This window comes from Candidatus Dechloromonas phosphoritropha, from assembly GCA_016722705.1.
Lineage (GTDB): Bacteria > Pseudomonadota > Gammaproteobacteria > Burkholderiales > Rhodocyclaceae > Azonexus > Azonexus phosphoritrophus.
This window is the reverse complement of record JADKGN010000001.1, coordinates 104522-120390: the sequence shown is the minus strand read 5'-3', so window position 1 is coordinate 120390 and position 15869 is coordinate 104522. Positions and strand designations below refer to the sequence as shown.

The window sequence follows — 15869 nt, the reverse complement described above, 5'->3', positions numbered from 1 at the left end:
GCGTAGCGATCGAATCTGGCACATGGCGCTGGGCCCTTCCCGCTGCCACGAGGTCGGTAATCTTCGGGTAATGCAGGCGTTTGTGGTCGAGCGGGGTTTTTTTTACTGCCATGGCTGAGGCGATGATGAAGCAGGAAGGCATAAGCGGCAATGCACAAGGTTGCATGGTGATGCAGCCCGCGCCAGTTTCGCCCTTCATTGTGACCCAGGCCGAACTCCTGTTTCAATTCCCGGTAGTCGCGTTCGATGCGCCAGCGCATCTTGGTGACATGCACCAAGCGTTCAATCGCAGTATCGACGTGCAGGATCGAGAGGAAGTACTTCAGCGGTTCGGCATCGCCTTCCGGCCACTCGATCAACAACCACTCCTCCGGACGTTGGGTACTGCGCCAATAATCGCGGTGAGCGCTACGGATACGCACGGCGGCAAAGCGCGAAGAGAGCGTTTCATGGCTGCCTTTGCGCTAGGCGACCCTCAGGTAGGCATCAAGCGGTAACGCCAGCGCCAGTGCCTTGACCGACGCCGGCGCATGACCCGGTGCCCGGCGCAGGTTCTTGCTCGGATGTCTGGCGCCAACCGTGGGCTCGGGTGGCAAGGGCGCCACGCCCGGTGCCCATACGTGGGTGCTCGACCGGATGCCCACCGCGTAGCGCAAACCCATCTCAAGCAGTTTGTCCCGGAAGGCCGCGCTGTCGCCATACGCCGGATCGGCCAGCACGATCCCGGCTGGCACACCATCGTCCCGGGCTTGTTTCACCTGCGCCAAGGCAATCTCAAGCTTGCTCTTGAACCTGATCCCTTCCGGTATGCCCACCGTGGCACGGCGGGGCTGATCCTCCACCCATTCCTTCGGCAAGTAAATGCGCCACTGGATCGGCAGGCTCCCGCTGTCGCCGGCCAGGGACAGGCTGACCGCGACCTGGCAATTCTCGGTCTTGCCCCAACTGGCCGCAGTATTGTCGCGTCACCCCGACCGAGTGCGTACCTTGTTTGGGCAGGCCGGTATCGTCAATGATCCAGTAGCACCCGCGATCCAGTTCCAGTGCCGGCTCAACAACGGCCCGGACTTCCCGCAGCACGGCGCCATCCGACCAGGCCGACTTGGCCACGAAATGATGCAGCGACTGGTACTTGGCTTGCATGTGCAGCGGATCAAGGTGCGCCGCCAGCGGCTCCACGCTCTTGCGTTTGATCGGCAGCATCAAACCTCGGCAGTAATCCAGCAAAACAGCGCGCCGATCAGCGTGACCCAGCACACCCGCCAACTGCTCAAGATACCGCTCCAATTCTTCGTCGATTCTCATGACGCTACCCTCGCCAAGGAAGAGGTCTGGATTATCGGCGTAAGTTGGGGTTAATGACACAGTGAAATTAGCGGCGCGCCAAAGCGGTGGATGAAATCCACCACGCCGATATGCGACGCGGCACTGGCGCCTGAACTGCACCGCCGCAGGGTTTTCTGGATCGCATTCAGGAGGATGCGCAGCGCCGCGTTCTGGATGGCAGGGTCACGCTCCAGGTAATAGCGCAGCCACTTGGGTACGGCAAATACCCACTGGCGCACCGGCAGGCGCAGGATGACGTGATCGGCCAGATACGCGGCGGTCTCGACCATGCGTCAGGTGTTGGAGGACGGACAGACGCCACGCCCCGTGCCGGAGTATGCAACCAGAAAGTCGTACCCGCAGTCGGCGCAACGGGCACGGGCGAAACCGTGAGCGTGGATGCCGCAGTCGAGGTAACGGCAAAATTCCCTCTCGGTTACCGCCGGTGCAGTCTCCCCGGTGCCGTCATCCTGAAGCGCCAGCCAGGTGGCAAGATGCGTCTGTACGGTGCGATAGCGCAGCGTGCCTTCGGGGCGGCGACGGCGGTAGACCGCACTGCGCGGTGAGGCGCACCCCAAGGGTACTTCCTTCCGGGCGCAGGCGGAGGTGGCAGGCACGGCAGTCCGGATCGGGTGATCGAGACGCAACACTTTATGCCCATCCAGCTATCGAGACAATCACGACTGCAGGTTGCAAAGGGCGGCTTCGTGATCCGAGACCTGCCGTTCAGAGAAGCACTTCCGCTGGCTGTCGATGACTGATCCTGGCCGGGTCCAGCCGGCCAACCACGCTGGGCGAACGGCTGGTCACTGCGGGGTTCCCGACGTTCGCGCTGAGCCCAGTGACGGTCCTTTTCTGGCTGAGAAGGAATAGTCGCCAAGGTCAGCCGTTGCCGACGGTCGCCACGGGTAGATCGATGGGCGGACATGCTGCTGTTGATGATTTAGAACTTGTCCGTAAATAGTGGATAATCACTGCCCATGCGCGAGAATTGCGTTTGGGGGACGTTGTTTGTCAAGATAGTTGTCACGTTACTTAAGCGGCCTTTTTTAGTTTGTTATCCTGTTGTCGTATTGGGTTGAGGTACACGATTGCGGGGCGATCCCAGTTTCGGATAGGGCCGCGCCAGCGCTCCGGCTTGGCGGCTTTGGCCTCAGCGTAGAGCGCTTCGCGCGCTTGCAGGACGGCAATATCGGTGCCCTGGTGTCGTTGGGCCGGGGTGACGAATTTGAGTGCCGAGTGCCGGTGCGTGGTGTTGTACCAGCGCACGAATTTCATCACCCAGTGGCGCACTTCATCAAGGGTCTTGAATCCCTTGCCTGGATAGCCGGGTCGGTACTTGAGGGTGCGGAAGAAGGCTTCCGCCTGGGCATTATCATCGGATACGCCGGGACGGCTGAAGGACGGTGCGATGCCGAGCTTCTGCAAGGTTGTCAGCATTGTGGCACCCTTCATGGGACTGCCGTTGTCAGCGTGCAGCACCAGCGGTGTCATCCCCCGGCCTTTAGCCAGACTGGCTTTACGGATGACCCCAGACGCCCGTTCGGCGGTCTCTTCCTCATACACTTCCCAACCCACTACCTTGCGCGAGAACAGGTCGAGCATCAGGTAGAGGTAGAAGTAGGTGCCCGCAAGCGGCCCCGGCAACCAGGTGATATCCCACACCCATACCTGGTTCGCGGCACTGGCCTGATGGCGCTTGGGTTCGCTATGACTTGGCGCGGCGGCGCGGCCTCGGTGATGTTGGAGGTCATGGGCCTTGAGGACCCGGTAGAAGGTGGATTCGCTGGCCAGGTAGAGGCCTTGGTCCGCCAGCATGGGCACGATCTGCGAGGGCGGCAGGCTGGCAAACTCGGGCTGGCAGGACACCGCCACCAAGTGCTGCCGCTCGTCCTTGCTCAGCGCATTGGCCGGCGTCGGACGGGCGGCGTCAGGGCGCTGGTCAGCCTTCACCTCACCCTGGACTTCTGTCCAGCGCCGGTAGGTGCGGGAGCTCAGATTCAGTTCGGCACAGGCCCGAAACAGCCGAGCGCCACTCGCTACCGCTTCGTCGATCAGCGTTACCGCGTCGCGGCGATCTTGGGTGCCGATCATTCGTCCTCTTCCCCCCAGATCGCCGCGGCTTTTTTTCTCAGAATCAATAGCGCCGCCGTTTCCGCCAAGGCCCGGTCCTTGCGACCCAGATCACGCTCCAACTCACGAATGCGCAGCCGGTCTGCCTTCGCCGAGTCTGCCTTTATGCCGCCTGCAGGCGGCATAAAGGCAGACTCGCACACCTCCCGCCACTCCCGTACCTGCGCCACAAACAAACCCCGCGCACGGCAGTATTCGCCCAACTCCGCTTCCGCTAGCGGTGCCGTTTCCAGCACCACCGCAAACTTTGCAGGCCCGGCCCACTGCTCGGCGTTGCGCCCGTCACCCGGCACCGCAACCCCGGCTTCCAGGGCAACCCGCCGCCACGCATACAGTGTCGCTTCTGTTACGTTGAACGCCCGCGCCAACACCGACACCGTCTCATTCCCCGGCGCCATCATTCGCGACAATACTTTCTGCTTCAGTTCCTTCGGATATCTCACGTCGTCCTCTTCCTCGCCCCTGCTGTCCTGGTCTGAAGTCTAAATCAGATCAAAGAGACAACTATCCTGACGCAGGGGGGGGAGATGATGGCAAAAGTGAAGTCATGGGAAGTGACCGAGGAATTCTGGAAGCGCGTTGAGCCACTGATTCCGATACGCCAGCGACTGGCGGATCGGAGTTACGTCCGCAAGGCTGGCGGGGGGCGCAAGCCCAAAGAACCGAGGCTGGTCTTCGAGGCGATTATTTATGTGCTGCGCACAGGTTGCCAGTGGAAGGCACTCCCGGCGGAGCGCTTTGGCAGTTCCAGTGCGATTCATGCCCGATTTCTGGCGTGGGAGAAGGCCGGGGTGTTTGAAGCCCTATGGAAGCGCGGGCTTGCCGAATACGACGACCTTGAAGGTATCGCCTGGCGCTGGCAAAGCCTTGACGGCGCGATGATGAAGGCCCCGATGGCGCAATCAAGCGTTGGACCCAATCCAACGGACCGGGGAAAAAAATGGGAGCAAGCGTCATTTGCTGGTGGACGGTCGTGGCGTCCCGTTGTCGCTCGTCGTGACCGGCGCCAATCGGCACGACGTCTCTCAGTTGGCGGCTGTGCTTGAGGCCATTGTCGTCAAGCGAGCGTCGCCACCCAAGCGGCGAAGCAAACACCTTTGCGCTGACGCCGGCTACACCGGCGCGCCCGCATTGGCGATCATCACGAAGCACGGCTACATCCCCCATGTCAAAGGGCGTGGGCAAGAGGCCGGCGAACTCAAGTTGGTGCGATACGAGAAGCTTGAGCGCAGTTTCTTGGCGCTCAACCACCTGGCCGCATCAATCATGGCGTTCAGAAAAATCAAACTGAAAGTGAATATTATTTACGGATAAGCTCTAAGTTCTATATATCAACGACAGGCAACTTGTCTCGTCCCCTGTTCTTACGTTTCCTTGGTCAGCACAGTTTCAAGTAGCGCGACGCACCGGTGCGTCGACCTGGGAATCGACCTGACGGTGAATTTCTGCCGGGCACTCAACGCGAACTTTTTACCATCAGATTGAGGTGTATCCCAACGATAGATCGCAATAGATCGCGACAGACATTTATACGTTAAACCTAAGCCGGACGAGCCGGAACCAAACAGGTATTACGATAGAAGCCTGACGAATGACCGAGGAGGCGATCATGTTGGCGATGGCTCTGGCGGAACGATACGCGACGAACATGCATGGTGTGCTTTCGTGCTTTGACCGGATCATTATCACCGGCACGCTGCCTGGTGCGTGCTACGCGGCAGGAATGACGAGTTATTTGTACACGCACGGAATTCGGGTATTCGACTACCCGCGATTTGCCGAGCCGCTGCGAGATCGCATTCGTGAGCGTGCGCAGGAGGTGTGTCTGGCGGCGGGTATTGAAATCGAGCACGTCAGCAAAAGCCATATTCGCAAGGAAGAGTTGGTCGCGCGAGTGCTCGCCGGTCGCGGCGACGCACCGGGTTTGGTGCATGTGCTCTCGGCCATGGAAGCCTGTCCGAGCTACAAACCGTGGCATGACAAAGGCAGTGGCAAGACTTACCTGCGCCCCGATCAAGGCAAGTGCCTGCACGACTACTTCTATTTCATCGACGAGGAACTGGGGTTGTGCTACCTGCGTGTGCCGACGTGGGCACCGTTCGGGTTGCAGTTCTACTGTAATGGTCACAGCGCTCTGGCAAGAACTCTGACGCGAGAAAGGATCGACTTCCTCCAGCAGGACAACGCCTTCCTGCGTGTCGCCGACATCGCGCAGGCGCAGGCGCTGGCGGATGCGTTCAGTCCCGACGTACTTCACCCGCGACTGGATCGCTATGCGCAGTGGTTGTGCCCAGTGCTTGACGTCTTTGGATCCTCGTATCACTGGAGCCTGCGCCAAGTCGAATACTCCACCGACCTGATGTTTCGCAGTGAGCAGATATTGGTTCCACTGTATGACGCCATTTCGCGCCAAGCGGTCTTGGCCGCCAACGCAGAACGCGTCTCCAGCTTTCTGGGCAAGAAGGTCACGCCACAACTGGCCCAGGAGATCGGTTCCCGGTTGTCCACCCGTATCGAGGGGCGCTGCATCAAGCACACCATGGGCGCCGCTGGCGTCAAGGTGTATGACAAATTCTCCCGCGTACTGCGGGTCGAAACGACCGTCAATGACGTGAGTTTCTTCAAACACCACCGCAAGGTGGAACACAAGGACAGGCACGCCACCCGAGAATTGGCGCCCCTGAAGAAGACAATCTATAGCCTGATCGACCTGCGCGACATCCTGCTCGGCTGCAACCAACGTTACCTGGCGTTCCTCTCCAGCCTCGATGACCCCAGTGCCGGCGAGCGTGACTTGGAGCGATTGAGCATGCCACGGTTGGGGGCGGCTCCCGGTGTCAAAGGGGTGAACTTCTTTGATCCTGCCGAGAAAGCCTTGCTGCAAACCATGCAACGCGGCGAGTTCAACATTCACGGTTGGCGTCGTGCCGATCTTCTCAGCTATCTGAAGCTCACTCCGTCCGCCATGTCGCGCCAACTTGCCCGACTGCGTACGCTCGGCTTGATCAAGAAAGTCACTCATACCTATCGCTACTACCTCACTCGATTGGGACGTTCAGTCGTCGCTGCGGCCTGCTCATTGACCCGCTTCAACATAGTGCCAACCATGGCTTGCGCATCCTGAATTCTTCTCATGATTTGTGATGATTGAACTGGTTAGTGACTAAAAACCTCATTTGAGGATGTGCATTTGGCGTAGGAATCAGGCAGGCTGCGGTTTCTGAGACATTGAGGAGAGTCACCCGATGGGTGAGTGGAAGCGGAAGGTAGCAAAGTCGCGTGAAATGCGTCTGTCCTGCGCTGGAGTGCAGACGGCGGGAGGCCGGGTGCAGGTGCGCTGGGAGTCTGAAAGCGCGGCGACGCCGATGGGGCAACTGGCGTACTTCATTGAATTTCTTACACTCACTAGACTGTGGTCGGGCTGGCAGGAAGACTATCCGCTGCCATACGTCAGTCCGAACGCACCGAGCAAAGCTGAAGTGTTGGGCACCTGGATGCTGTCGATCCTTTCGGGTCACAGACGCTACTCGCACGTCACCGCGATCCGCTGCGACGGCGTCAATCCAGGGCTCCTGGGCATGAGGAAAGTGATCTGCGAAGATGCGCTGCGTCGGGCATTGGCGGCAACCCCAGAAGCCGAAGGCGTCGCCTGGCTGGACGGACACCTGGACGAGAGCACGGCGCCATTGCTCGATGCACCCTGGATTCTCGATGTCGACACCACCGTGAAGCCCCTCTACGGCAAGCAGGAAGGGGCGGTCGTCTCTTACAACCCAAAGAAGCCGGGGCGCCCCTCGCACACCTATCACACCTACCTCATGGCCGGCCTGCGGTTGGTCGTTGGCGCCGAGGTCAAGGCGGGTGACGAACACTCGGGCAGTCACAGTCTGCCGGGTCTGCTGAGAATTCTGGATGCCCTGCCACCCAAGCGGCGCCCCAAGATGGTTCGCGGCGATTGCGGCTTCGGCTCCGATCCCTTCATCGCGCCGCTGGAAGAGCGGGGGCAGCCTTACCTCTTCAAGCTGCGCCTGTCGAAGAACGTCAAGCGCCACATTGAGCGTGTCTTCTGGGAAACCGGCTGGACCGATGCAGGTCAGGGATGGGAAGGCAAGGACGGCCGTCTGAGCCTGTCCGGGTGGAAGGCGTCTCGACGGGTGGTGATTCTGCGCCGTCCCCTCAAGGGCGCAATGATGATTGCTCAGGAGGACGATGGTCAAGGACTGCTCGGCTTTGTCGAGACCGACCGCAAGACCGGCAAACAAGCGACAGGCTACGAGTATGCCGTCCTGGTCACCAACCTCGATCACGAGATTCTTTCGCTGGGGCAACTCTATCGAGATCGGGCCGATGCGGAGAACGCCTTCGACGAACTGAAGAATCAGTGGGGATGGGGTGGATTCACGACGCACGACCTGCATCGTTGCCAGCTCTCGGCAAGAGCGGTGGCGCTCATCTACGACCAAAGGAAGTCCCCATGGGACAACTGCTGGAGTCTCTTCGTCCGACTGGCCAACCCGGAGGTCCGCCGCGAGGCCATCACCAGCAGGCCGTGGTTGATGTCCGCGGTCGGCCGCAAAACCGAGCATGCCGGACAGACGACGATCACCCTCACTGGTTTGCACGCGCATTTCGGCCAGGCCCGTGAGGTTCTGCAACGTGTCTCAGCGCAACTTCAGGCTTGGGCAGCATGCGCTGCGGAGCAGTTGAACTTGACCACCGTCTGGAACCTCGTCTGCGATCATTTCAAGCGCACCCTGGCCGGCGTCGGACCGCCTCAATCTCGCCGATTACTCGCAAATCATGCGAATGGAATCAACTAACTGCGGTTTTTAGTCACTAACCAGTTCAATCATCACAAATCATGAGAAGAATTCAGGATGCGCAAGCCATGGTTGGCACTATGTTGAAGCGGGTCAATGAGCAGGCCGCAGCGACGACTGAACGTCCCAATCGAGTGAGGTAGTAGCGATAGGTATGAGTGACTTTCTTGATCAAGCCGAGCGTACGCAGTCGGGCAAGTTGGCGCGACATGGCGGACGGAGTGAGCTTCAGATAGCTGAGAAGATCGGCACGACGCCAACCGTGAATGTTGAACTCGCCGCGTTGCATGGTTTGCAGCAAGGCTTTCTCGGCAGGATCAAAGAAGTTCACCCCTTTGACACCGGGAGCCGCCCCCAACCGTGGCATGCTCAATCGCTCCAAGTCACGCTCGCCGGCACTGGGGTCATCGAGGCTGGAGAGGAACGCCAGGTAACGTTGGTTGCAGCCGAGCAGGATGTCGCGCAGGTCGATCAGGCTATAGATTGTCTTCTTCAGGGGCGCCAATTCTCGGGTGGCGTGCCTGTCCTTGTGTTCCACCTTGCGGTGGTGTTTGAAGAAACTCACGTCATTGACGGTCGTTTCGACCCGCAGTACGCGGGAGAATTTGTCATACACCTTGACGCCAGCGGCGCCCATGGTGTGCTTGATGCAGCGCCCCTCGATACGGGTGGACAACCGGGAACCGATCTCCTGGGCCAGTTGTGGCGTGACCTTCTTGCCCAGAAAGCTGGAGACGCGTTCTGCGTTGGCGGCCAAGACCGCTTGGCGCGAAATGGCGTCATACAGTGGAACCAATATCTGCTCACTGCGAAACATCAGGTCGGTGGAGTATTCGACTTGGCGCAGGCTCCAGTGATACGAGGATCCAAAGACGTCAAGCACTGGGCACAACCACTGCGCATAGCGATCCAGTCGCGGGTGAAGTACGTCGGGACTGAACGCATCCGCCAGCGCCTGCGCCTGCGCGATGTCGGCGACACGCAGGAAGGCGTTGTCCTGCTGGAGGAAGTCGATCCTTTCTCGCGTCAGAGTTCTTGCCAGAGCGCTGTGACCATTACAGTAGAACTGCAACCCGAACGGTGCCCACGTCGGCACACGCAGGTAGCACAACCCCAGTTCCTCGTCGATGAAATAGAAGTAGTCGTGCAGGCACTTGCCTTGATCGGGGCGCAGGTAAGTCTTGCCACTGCCTTTGTCATGCCACGGTTTGTAGCTCGGACAGGCTTCCATGGCCGAGAGCACATGCACCAAACCCGGTGCGTCGCCGCGACCGGCGAGCACTCGCGCGACCAACTCTTCCTTGCGAATATGGCTTTTGCTGACGTGCTCGATTTCAATACCCGCCGCCAGACACACCTCCTGCGCACGCTCACGAATGCGATCTCGCAGCGGCTCGGCAAATCGCGGGTAGTCGAATACCCGAATTCCGTGCGTGTACAAATAACTCGTCATTCCTGCCGCGTAGCACGCACCAGGCAGCGTGCCGGTGATAATGATCCGGTCAAAGCACGAAAGCACACCATGCATGTTCGTCGCGTATCGTTCCGCCAGAGCCATCGCCAACATGATCGCCTCCTCGGTCATTCGTCAGGCTTCTATCGTAATACCTGTTTGGTTCCGGCTCGTCCGGCTTAGGTTCAATCAATGCGCGAGGTTCACTTTTCGATAGTCCGCGAAAGCTACCGAAAGACCTAAAATTATTCCACTCAATTGTTTCCGAGGTCTGTAAACCCGCATGGATACAGGCTTTCTTCGTATAGGCCATCTAACTTTACCGTCATATTTACCGTCAAAAAACAAGCGCTTTGACTGGCGCGGGAGATGCACTCGGTTTGCGCGGCGACTACTCTTCCACATCAATCATCAACTATCGAACGGAGCCGAGGGCCACTCAAAGCCGCTCAGCTCTCTAGCCAACCCAATCAGCGAAGCTGTTGTAACCATCATCGGCCGACCAACAATAAATCTTGGAGCCCAATCCCGACAGCTTGAACAGCTTTCCCCACCTGTGCTCCGCTGCGGTGTTCTTCAGCGTGTAGCTTGGCAGCTTTGCATAGGCGATCCATTGTCCCTTTTCAGCCTCGAAGACCTTGACCATTTTACCATCGGCACTGTATTTCAAAGCCAAGTAGTCGAATGGATTGGGACCATTCGTCTTCGTTTTCTGATCCTTCCCTTTGATCTGATTGATGTGTACGGAAAAAACGCGATTGCCGCGGCAGACACTCTTGATGATTTCGTAACGTACCCAAGGCCGTGCGTAAGTCTCACTTCCGACCAGAACACAGGTTGCAGTCGTATTCTCCAAGGCACCGTTGATCAGGCGCGTCAGCCCGAGGGTATTCGTTTTCCTGGCTTCCTCCCAAATGGAAGCATCGAAGTACCCTGACTCTTCACGATCAGCTTTTGCGACCCAATGCTGACGAACGACGTTGGCCCGGAAGTCGACCACATCTCGATAGTGGAAACTGAAAAATACGCGCTTAGCCATGATCAACGATTCGCAATCGAAGTTTCCATCCACTGCCCGATGTTCTGGCTAATGTAAGCATAGACATCGGTGCCGGAGGAGTACGGCGGATCATAAAGTTTCACAGCTGCCGACAGCTTGCGTCCATCTTTTAGCGTGAACTGATCGAACGGATTGCTGCCGGCAATCGTCGATTGCCGGCTCTGGTCAAGAATCCGGTGAATGCGAATCCCCAAAAGGCCTTTGTTGCCATCGTAGTCAAGTCCAAAATCTGCTGTAAATACTCTTCGATCCGATGAATGACGAATGGTTTTCAGCTAGCGAGGGCAACAACGTTGTTGCCCTCGCTAGCTGCGGCGCGGGAAGCCGCCCACTCCTTGAATTCATCCATGTCGAGGTACTTCCGTTCCTGCCAAGCCTCGTTCTGTTCGGCCAGCAGAGCGCCGATCAGGCGCAAGGCTGACTCGTCGTTGGGGAAGATGCGGATCACGCGCTCCCGCCGGCGAATTTCCTCGTTGAGCCGCTCCTGCATGTTCGTTGTGCGTAGCCGCTTGCGATACTTCTCGGGCAAGACCATTACCGCCATGGCATCCTCGAATCCTGCTTCGAGGCAGGCCACCGCTTTGGGGGCGCTCTTGGCGAAGCGCTCGGTGAATTCCGCCAGGCGGCGCTTGGCCTCGACCAAATCGGGCGCCTGCAGCACGAGCTTGACGGCAGCTGCCACCTCGGCGCGGTGGCGGGTGTTGCATTGGCCCAGAATGTTGCGCATCAGATGCACCTGACAGCGTTGCCAGCTGGCCCCTGAAAGTGCCGCGCTGCCGCTTCACGCAGGCCGCCGTGGTCGTCCGAGATGATGAACTGCGTGCCCTTGAGGCCGCGCCCTCTGAGCCAGCGGAAGGTCTCGTCCCAGGTGGCGAAGCTCTCGGTGTCGCCGATCCGCACGCCCAGAATCTCCCGGAAGCCATCGGAGCGGATGCCTGAGACGGTCAGCACGGCACGCGAAACCACACGATCTTCTTGCCGACTCTTGATGAACAGGGCATCGACCAGCACGAAGGGATACTCGCCGTCCAGCCGCCGTTCGTTGAACGCGCTGACCCGCGGTTCCAGTCCGGCGCACAGTGCGCTCACCATCGATTTGGAGAAGCTGGCGCCGCACAGCTCTTCGGTGATCGCCGAGACCTTGCGCGTCGAGACACCGTGCACGACCATTTCCATGAGCGCCAGAACGAAGGCCTGCTCGCTCCGCTGGTAGCGCTTGAAGATGTCCGTCGAAAAGCTGCCGTCCCGCGTCTGCGGCACCAGCAGCGTCACCGGCCCAACCCGCGTGTAAAGGGTGCGTGGCCGGTAGCCGTTGCGATAGCCGGCCCGTTCGTCCGTGCGCTCGTGCCGCGTCGCCCCCAGCGTTTCCGTCACCTGCGCCTCCAGTACTTGATTGAGCACCGCTTCCACCAGTTTCGCCAGCCCGTCCTGCCCGTTTAAAAGCCCTGGCAGCAAGTCCGTTCCTACGCTAACCTCATACCCAGTCATCGCTTCTCTCCTTCGGTTATCGATCGTCTCGCAACGTCAGTTTACCGAATCGAAGCGGTGGCTACCTGCCACCCGATTTACAGCAGTTTAGGGACTCAATCGCCATCGTTCCAGGATTTTTCAATCTCATATTGAACCCAATGGCGGTCGGCGGTCTCCGCACCAACCAACACAATAGTGCAGCTTCGACCAGTCAGTTGTTCGTCAATCCATCGTCGAATTGCAGCATCGCCACCGCGTTTGACTTCTTCCCATTTATTGTCCGTCGCCGAGGCATTGCCCTCGACAACTCCAATGTTGCGAATCTGAGAGGTGCGCCAGGCATCCCGCTGATAGTGGAAGCTGAAAAACACTCTACGGGCCATATCGGTTTCCTTGGTCTAGGCTAGGCGTTGCCATCTATCGGCTGGTTTGCAGGTTGGCCTTGGCTTGCAGATGAGACCAATTCTGAATAGAACAAACGTGCAAAGTCCACGCTGAACAGCTTGGAGCGATCAAGCGTGGCAATCCGCTCGGCGAGTTGACGTGCAGCGCCACCAGGCGCTGCTACCGGCAATACTTTCGCCGCAGGATGCAAACTGCTGAACAACTCGTACTCCGCTTCCACGCCTTCCATGCCACCGATAAACACGGCCGCTGTCAGTTCGGCTCGGGACAACATGGCTTCACGCATGCGCAAAAGGCTGGCTTCGCGGTTGTTCGGCACAGCATCGACAAACACGACGTTGCCGAAATGATTGTTTTCCTCAGGGAATCGGTCTTCGAAGAACCTGCTTTGGTATAACACCACCGACTTTGAATAGTTGATGCCGAGGTCCTCGCAGATCGACCAGATCATCGGAGTGATAGCCGGATGCCCACCCCAAACGATCTGCTGCGTTCTGATCACGGCCATCACGAGTTCACGGACGGCACACTGAATCAGAAAAGGGTCGGCCGTTTCATGGTAGTTGCCTCGCCCAACCAGAGGCACGCTAGCCGACAAAAAAATCGCGCTCATTGTCTATGCCTCCCAGTCCACGAACTGCCAGGCCGCTTCGCTGGCTTTCACCCAGCGTGCGCTGTGTATCTGGCTTCCCAGCCAATCAAGATGTCCCAGCCAACTAGGGTGCAACCCAATCCTCTTGACTTAGCGGTCTGTCATCTAATTTTGGCAACTTTGCCATCTGGCCGCGCCAAGATATAATCGAGCATGTAACCAATTGATATAAATAGGCTTTATATGACGGCCTAAATATGCCAATATCGTTTCACGGCTAACGGACTACATTCATGGCGCCAATTTCCTTGCCGCCGCCCGCCGCGAGCCTCGGTTTTTCACCCGAAACCGTGAATTGCCATTCACGAATCTGATCGCTTTCCTGCTCACCGGCATTCGCGGCGCAGTTCAGGCGGAGCTTGATTCCTGCTTTGCCCTGCTTGCCGGAAGAACCCGCCTTTGTCGGGCGATCACGGCCAGTGCCTTCTCAAAGGCGCGCAGCCATCTGGTCGCCAATCTCTTTGAGCCGCTCAATACAGAATTGCTGCGCCTGGTCGATGAGGTCGTTCCGCAGCAGCCGGACTGGCAAGGCTTGCGGGTCTTGGCGGCGGATGCATCGAAGGTACGTCTGACCTTGCTTGACCTGGAAGGGCGCCGCCATATTCGAGAAGCGGCCATCTTCGGTTTGTTTCGGCCAGGGATCGAATTGTTCGACTCGCTGATTTTGCACAGTTCGCTGGTCGGCGAACGTCAGATGTTGTTTGAGCGGCTTGACCGACTCGGTGCTCAGGACATGCTGGTGCTTGATCGCGGGTATCCGGGTGCCTGGTTGGTCGCGGCGCTGTTGCATCGAGGTATCCCCTTTTGCATACGCTGTGATTCGTCCGCTTCCTTTTCTGCCATCACCCAGTTCATGCGATCCGGAGAAGATGAGGCGCAGGTGACATTGCCGCCACCGCATCGTCAGGATGCCATTGATTACGAGTGTCCGCGTCTGCCTTCTATGGTTCGCCTGATTCGTCAGGTGACGCCGACTGGCAAGGTACGGGTCTTGATGACCTCCTTGCTTGATACCGCGCGGTATCCGGCCACAAGCTTCTCAGCCCTTTATCACAGCCGTTGGCGTATCGAGGAGGCGTTCAAGCGCATCAAACACCGGCTCAATCTGGAGCACACGTCCGGCCTGACTTGGCTGGCCGCCTGCCAGGATGTTGGGGCCAAGATGGTGTGTGACAATCTCAATGCCCTGGCCACCTACCTGGCTGCGGAAGAGCGGCTGCCCAGCGATTCGCCATGGCGAGTGAATCGGACGATGGCCTTCAATACCGTACGTCGTATCTTGCCCCGAGTCTTGGCGGGTGTGCAGCAAATCACCACCCGAGTTACCAAGGAAATCTTCTCGGAAATCGTCAAAAACCTTCAGAAATTTATCCCTGATCGTGCTCGACCTCGGCCAAACCAGCGAAAGCCTCACCTGTCCTTTGCTTACAAACCCGCCGTATGACTATGGACTAAGTTGAGAGGATTGGGGTGCAACCCCACTGCGTCATACACGACGGCAACCGAGCGATCAGCCGCGTTAGTCGCTGCATCGTGCAAAGTCATAGATGTAGGAACCCCAATGTTGAGATACACCACCACGTCCCGGCCATCAGGTAAGCGAACATAGACAGCTTTGTTCAGACCAACGCCCGCGACCTGTCCGCCGATCAACTCGACTGCATTACGTATGTTGCTCACGAGGTTGAGGTTGCGAACGGCGTAGCTCTGACTTCGCACAGCCTCCAACTGTAAGCAAATTCGCGTGACGGCCTCGTCCTTCAATCGTCCGGTCCCCGGATCGACTTCATCGGACACAAGTTCGGCTTTGCTGGCGGTACCAGTGCGCACGGAGGGAGTTGAGTCTGGCCACCCGACGCGCAGCACAGAGATGCCCTTGGCCAGTGCCCGGCCGAATTCCGCGCTAGTCCAACGGCTTCCGAAATAGTTAGGCGTGTCGAGCATCACCAGCACATCGGAGTCACACAGCCGATGCCAAAGCATCGTCTGAAAATCCTCGGCTGGCGCAATGCCGTGTGTGTCCAGAAAACGTCGAACAGTCGCGCCGAGAAAGCGTCGAATAGCTGGAGCGCCGCTTGCCGCGCCTCATCCCTGCGGTAGCTCACAAAAACACGGCGTTGGCGGGGCAGCAGGCCGGCGCATTCCAGCAACGCTGTGGTGGTCCGCTGTACCCCGGCGACGTCGTAGGCGAGGCAATTCAGCGGCCGCAATACTGCGGGGATCTCTTCGTGAACCTTTGTGATATCAGACACAACTGGAAGAATCGGTACGCCCCTGCGCAACAAGCTTTCAAGGTTGGCGAGAGGAGCGTCCACAGCACCGAAAAAGACGGCCGCAGCGGCCTTTTTTTGTTCCGGTTCAAACGCGCCTGGGCGCACATGCCAGGCGACTTCATCGCCAAGGTGCAAACCAAATGGCGCGATTGCATCTGCAATACAGCGCTCCAGTTCGCCGACCATCGCATCCGATGGTGAACCAAGTACAGCTAACTCATACAAGATGGTCAAGTGCTTCCCCTTCAGTGATTTTTGACCAACACGCCAGCGATTC

The 15869-nt window shown here is 58.5% G+C and carries 11 protein-coding genes and 4 pseudogenes; 4 read left to right on the top strand and 11 right to left on the bottom strand.

Going from position 1 to position 15869, the window contains the following annotated elements; translation table 11 throughout:
- Positions 1-41 precede the first annotated feature (41 nt).
- The 4 genes and pseudogenes from IPP03_00555 to IPP03_00540 all read right to left on the bottom strand — a co-directional run bounded on the left by IPP03_00555 (position 42) and on the right by IPP03_00540 (position 3860).
- A pseudogene (locus IPP03_00555) lies at positions 42-1305 on the bottom strand (IS701 family transposase).
- A 50-nt stretch (positions 1306-1355) separates the two neighbouring features.
- Entirely contained in the window at positions 1356-1616 is a 261-nt protein-coding gene (locus IPP03_00550) for a hypothetical protein (GenBank protein ID MBL0351267.1), read from the bottom strand.
- 3 nt (positions 1617-1619) lie between these two features.
- A complete protein-coding gene (locus tag IPP03_00545) occupies positions 1620-1976 on the bottom strand; it encodes a transposase zinc-binding domain-containing protein (protein MBL0351266.1) in 357 nt (118 codons plus the stop codon).
- Positions 1977-2361: 385 nt separating this feature from the next.
- Positions 2362-3860 (bottom strand): annotated as a pseudogene (locus IPP03_00540) (IS3 family transposase).
- A gap of 126 nt (positions 3861-3986) precedes the next feature.
- Here IPP03_00540 and IPP03_00535 point away from each other — a divergent pair.
- The 3 genes from IPP03_00535 (at position 3987) to IPP03_00525 (ending at position 8279) form a co-directional block, all read left to right on the top strand.
- Positions 3987-4773, top strand: a protein-coding gene (locus tag IPP03_00535; GenBank protein ID MBL0351265.1) for an IS5 family transposase whose coding sequence is annotated in 2 segments (ribosomal slippage) — positions 3987-4396 and positions 4395-4773 — 789 coding nt in all. Because the reading frame shifts where the segments join, the coding sequence is not laid out codon by codon here.
- A gap of 277 nt (positions 4774-5050) precedes the next feature.
- Positions 5051-6583 (top strand): MarR family transcriptional regulator, encoded by a 1533-nt coding sequence (locus IPP03_00530; protein MBL0351264.1) that lies wholly within the window; start codon positions 5051-5053, stop codon positions 6581-6583.
- A 121-nt stretch (positions 6584-6704) separates the two neighbouring features.
- Positions 6705-8279 carry a transposase gene (locus IPP03_00525; protein ID MBL0351263.1) on the top strand — a complete coding sequence of 525 codons (1575 nt, stop codon included), beginning with the start codon at positions 6705-6707 and terminating at the stop codon, positions 8277-8279.
- A gap of 52 nt (positions 8280-8331) precedes the next feature.
- Here IPP03_00525 and IPP03_00520 read toward each other — a convergent pair whose 3' ends face one another.
- The 6 genes and pseudogenes from IPP03_00520 to IPP03_00495 all read right to left on the bottom strand — a co-directional run bounded on the left by IPP03_00520 (position 8332) and on the right by IPP03_00495 (position 13280).
- On the bottom strand, positions 8332-9864 hold the full coding sequence (locus IPP03_00520; GenBank protein ID MBL0351262.1) for a MarR family transcriptional regulator: 1533 nt from the start codon (positions 9862-9864) through the stop codon (positions 8332-8334).
- 325 nt (positions 9865-10189) lie between these two features.
- The gene (locus tag IPP03_00515) at positions 10190-10771 is read right to left on the bottom strand and encodes a TIR domain-containing protein (GenBank protein ID MBL0351261.1); all 582 of its coding nucleotides are present in this window, start codon (positions 10769-10771) and stop codon (positions 10190-10192) included.
- Between the two features lie 2 nt (positions 10772-10773).
- Positions 10774-10986: a hypothetical protein gene (locus IPP03_00510; protein MBL0351260.1), complete on the bottom strand. Its 213-nt coding sequence runs from the start codon at positions 10984-10986 to the stop codon at positions 10774-10776.
- Between the two features lie 77 nt (positions 10987-11063).
- Positions 11064-12280 (bottom strand): annotated as a pseudogene (locus IPP03_00505) (IS256 family transposase).
- 95 nt (positions 12281-12375) lie between these two features.
- Positions 12376-12645, bottom strand: coding sequence for a TIR domain-containing protein (locus IPP03_00500; GenBank protein MBL0351259.1), 270 nt, complete (start codon positions 12643-12645; stop codon positions 12376-12378).
- Positions 12646-12665: 20 nt separating this feature from the next.
- Positions 12666-13280, bottom strand: a complete 615-nt coding sequence (locus IPP03_00495; GenBank protein ID MBL0351258.1) for a hypothetical protein — start codon at positions 13278-13280, stop codon at positions 12666-12668.
- Positions 13281-13548: 268 nt separating this feature from the next.
- Between IPP03_00495 and IPP03_00490 the strand changes: the two genes are divergently transcribed.
- Positions 13549-14763 (top strand): IS4 family transposase, encoded by a 1215-nt coding sequence (locus IPP03_00490; protein ID MBL0351257.1) that lies wholly within the window; start codon positions 13549-13551, stop codon positions 14761-14763.
- Here IPP03_00490 and IPP03_00485 read toward each other — a convergent pair.
- Positions 14745-15826 (bottom strand): annotated as a pseudogene (locus IPP03_00485) (toll/interleukin-1 receptor domain-containing protein). The gene IPP03_00490 and the pseudogene IPP03_00485 sit on opposite strands and share 19 nt — an antisense overlap.
- Positions 15827-15869: the final 43 nt, after the last annotated feature.

What these genes read in the sequence shown, in the direction of transcription:
- IPP03_00550 (MBL0351267.1), bottom strand. Translation starts at nt 1,616, where the DNA reads ATGGTCGAGACCGCCGCGTATCTGGCCGATCACGTCATCCTGCGCCTG.
- IPP03_00530 (MBL0351264.1), top strand. Translation starts at nt 5,051, where the DNA reads ATGACCGAGGAGGCGATCATGTTGGCGATGGCTCTGGCGGAACGATAC.
- IPP03_00525 (MBL0351263.1), top strand. Translation starts at nt 6,705, where the DNA reads ATGGGTGAGTGGAAGCGGAAGGTAGCAAAGTCGCGTGAAATGCGTCTG.
- IPP03_00520 (MBL0351262.1), bottom strand. Translation starts at nt 9,864, where the DNA reads ATGACCGAGGAGGCGATCATGTTGGCGATGGCTCTGGCGGAACGATAC.
- IPP03_00515 (MBL0351261.1), bottom strand. Translation starts at nt 10,771, where the DNA reads ATGGCTAAGCGCGTATTTTTCAGTTTCCACTATCGAGATGTGGTCGAC.
- IPP03_00500 (MBL0351259.1), bottom strand. Translation starts at nt 12,645, where the DNA reads ATGGCCCGTAGAGTGTTTTTCAGCTTCCACTATCAGCGGGATGCCTGG.
- IPP03_00495 (MBL0351258.1), bottom strand. Translation starts at nt 13,280, where the DNA reads ATGAGCGCGATTTTTTTGTCGGCTAGCGTGCCTCTGGTTGGGCGAGGC.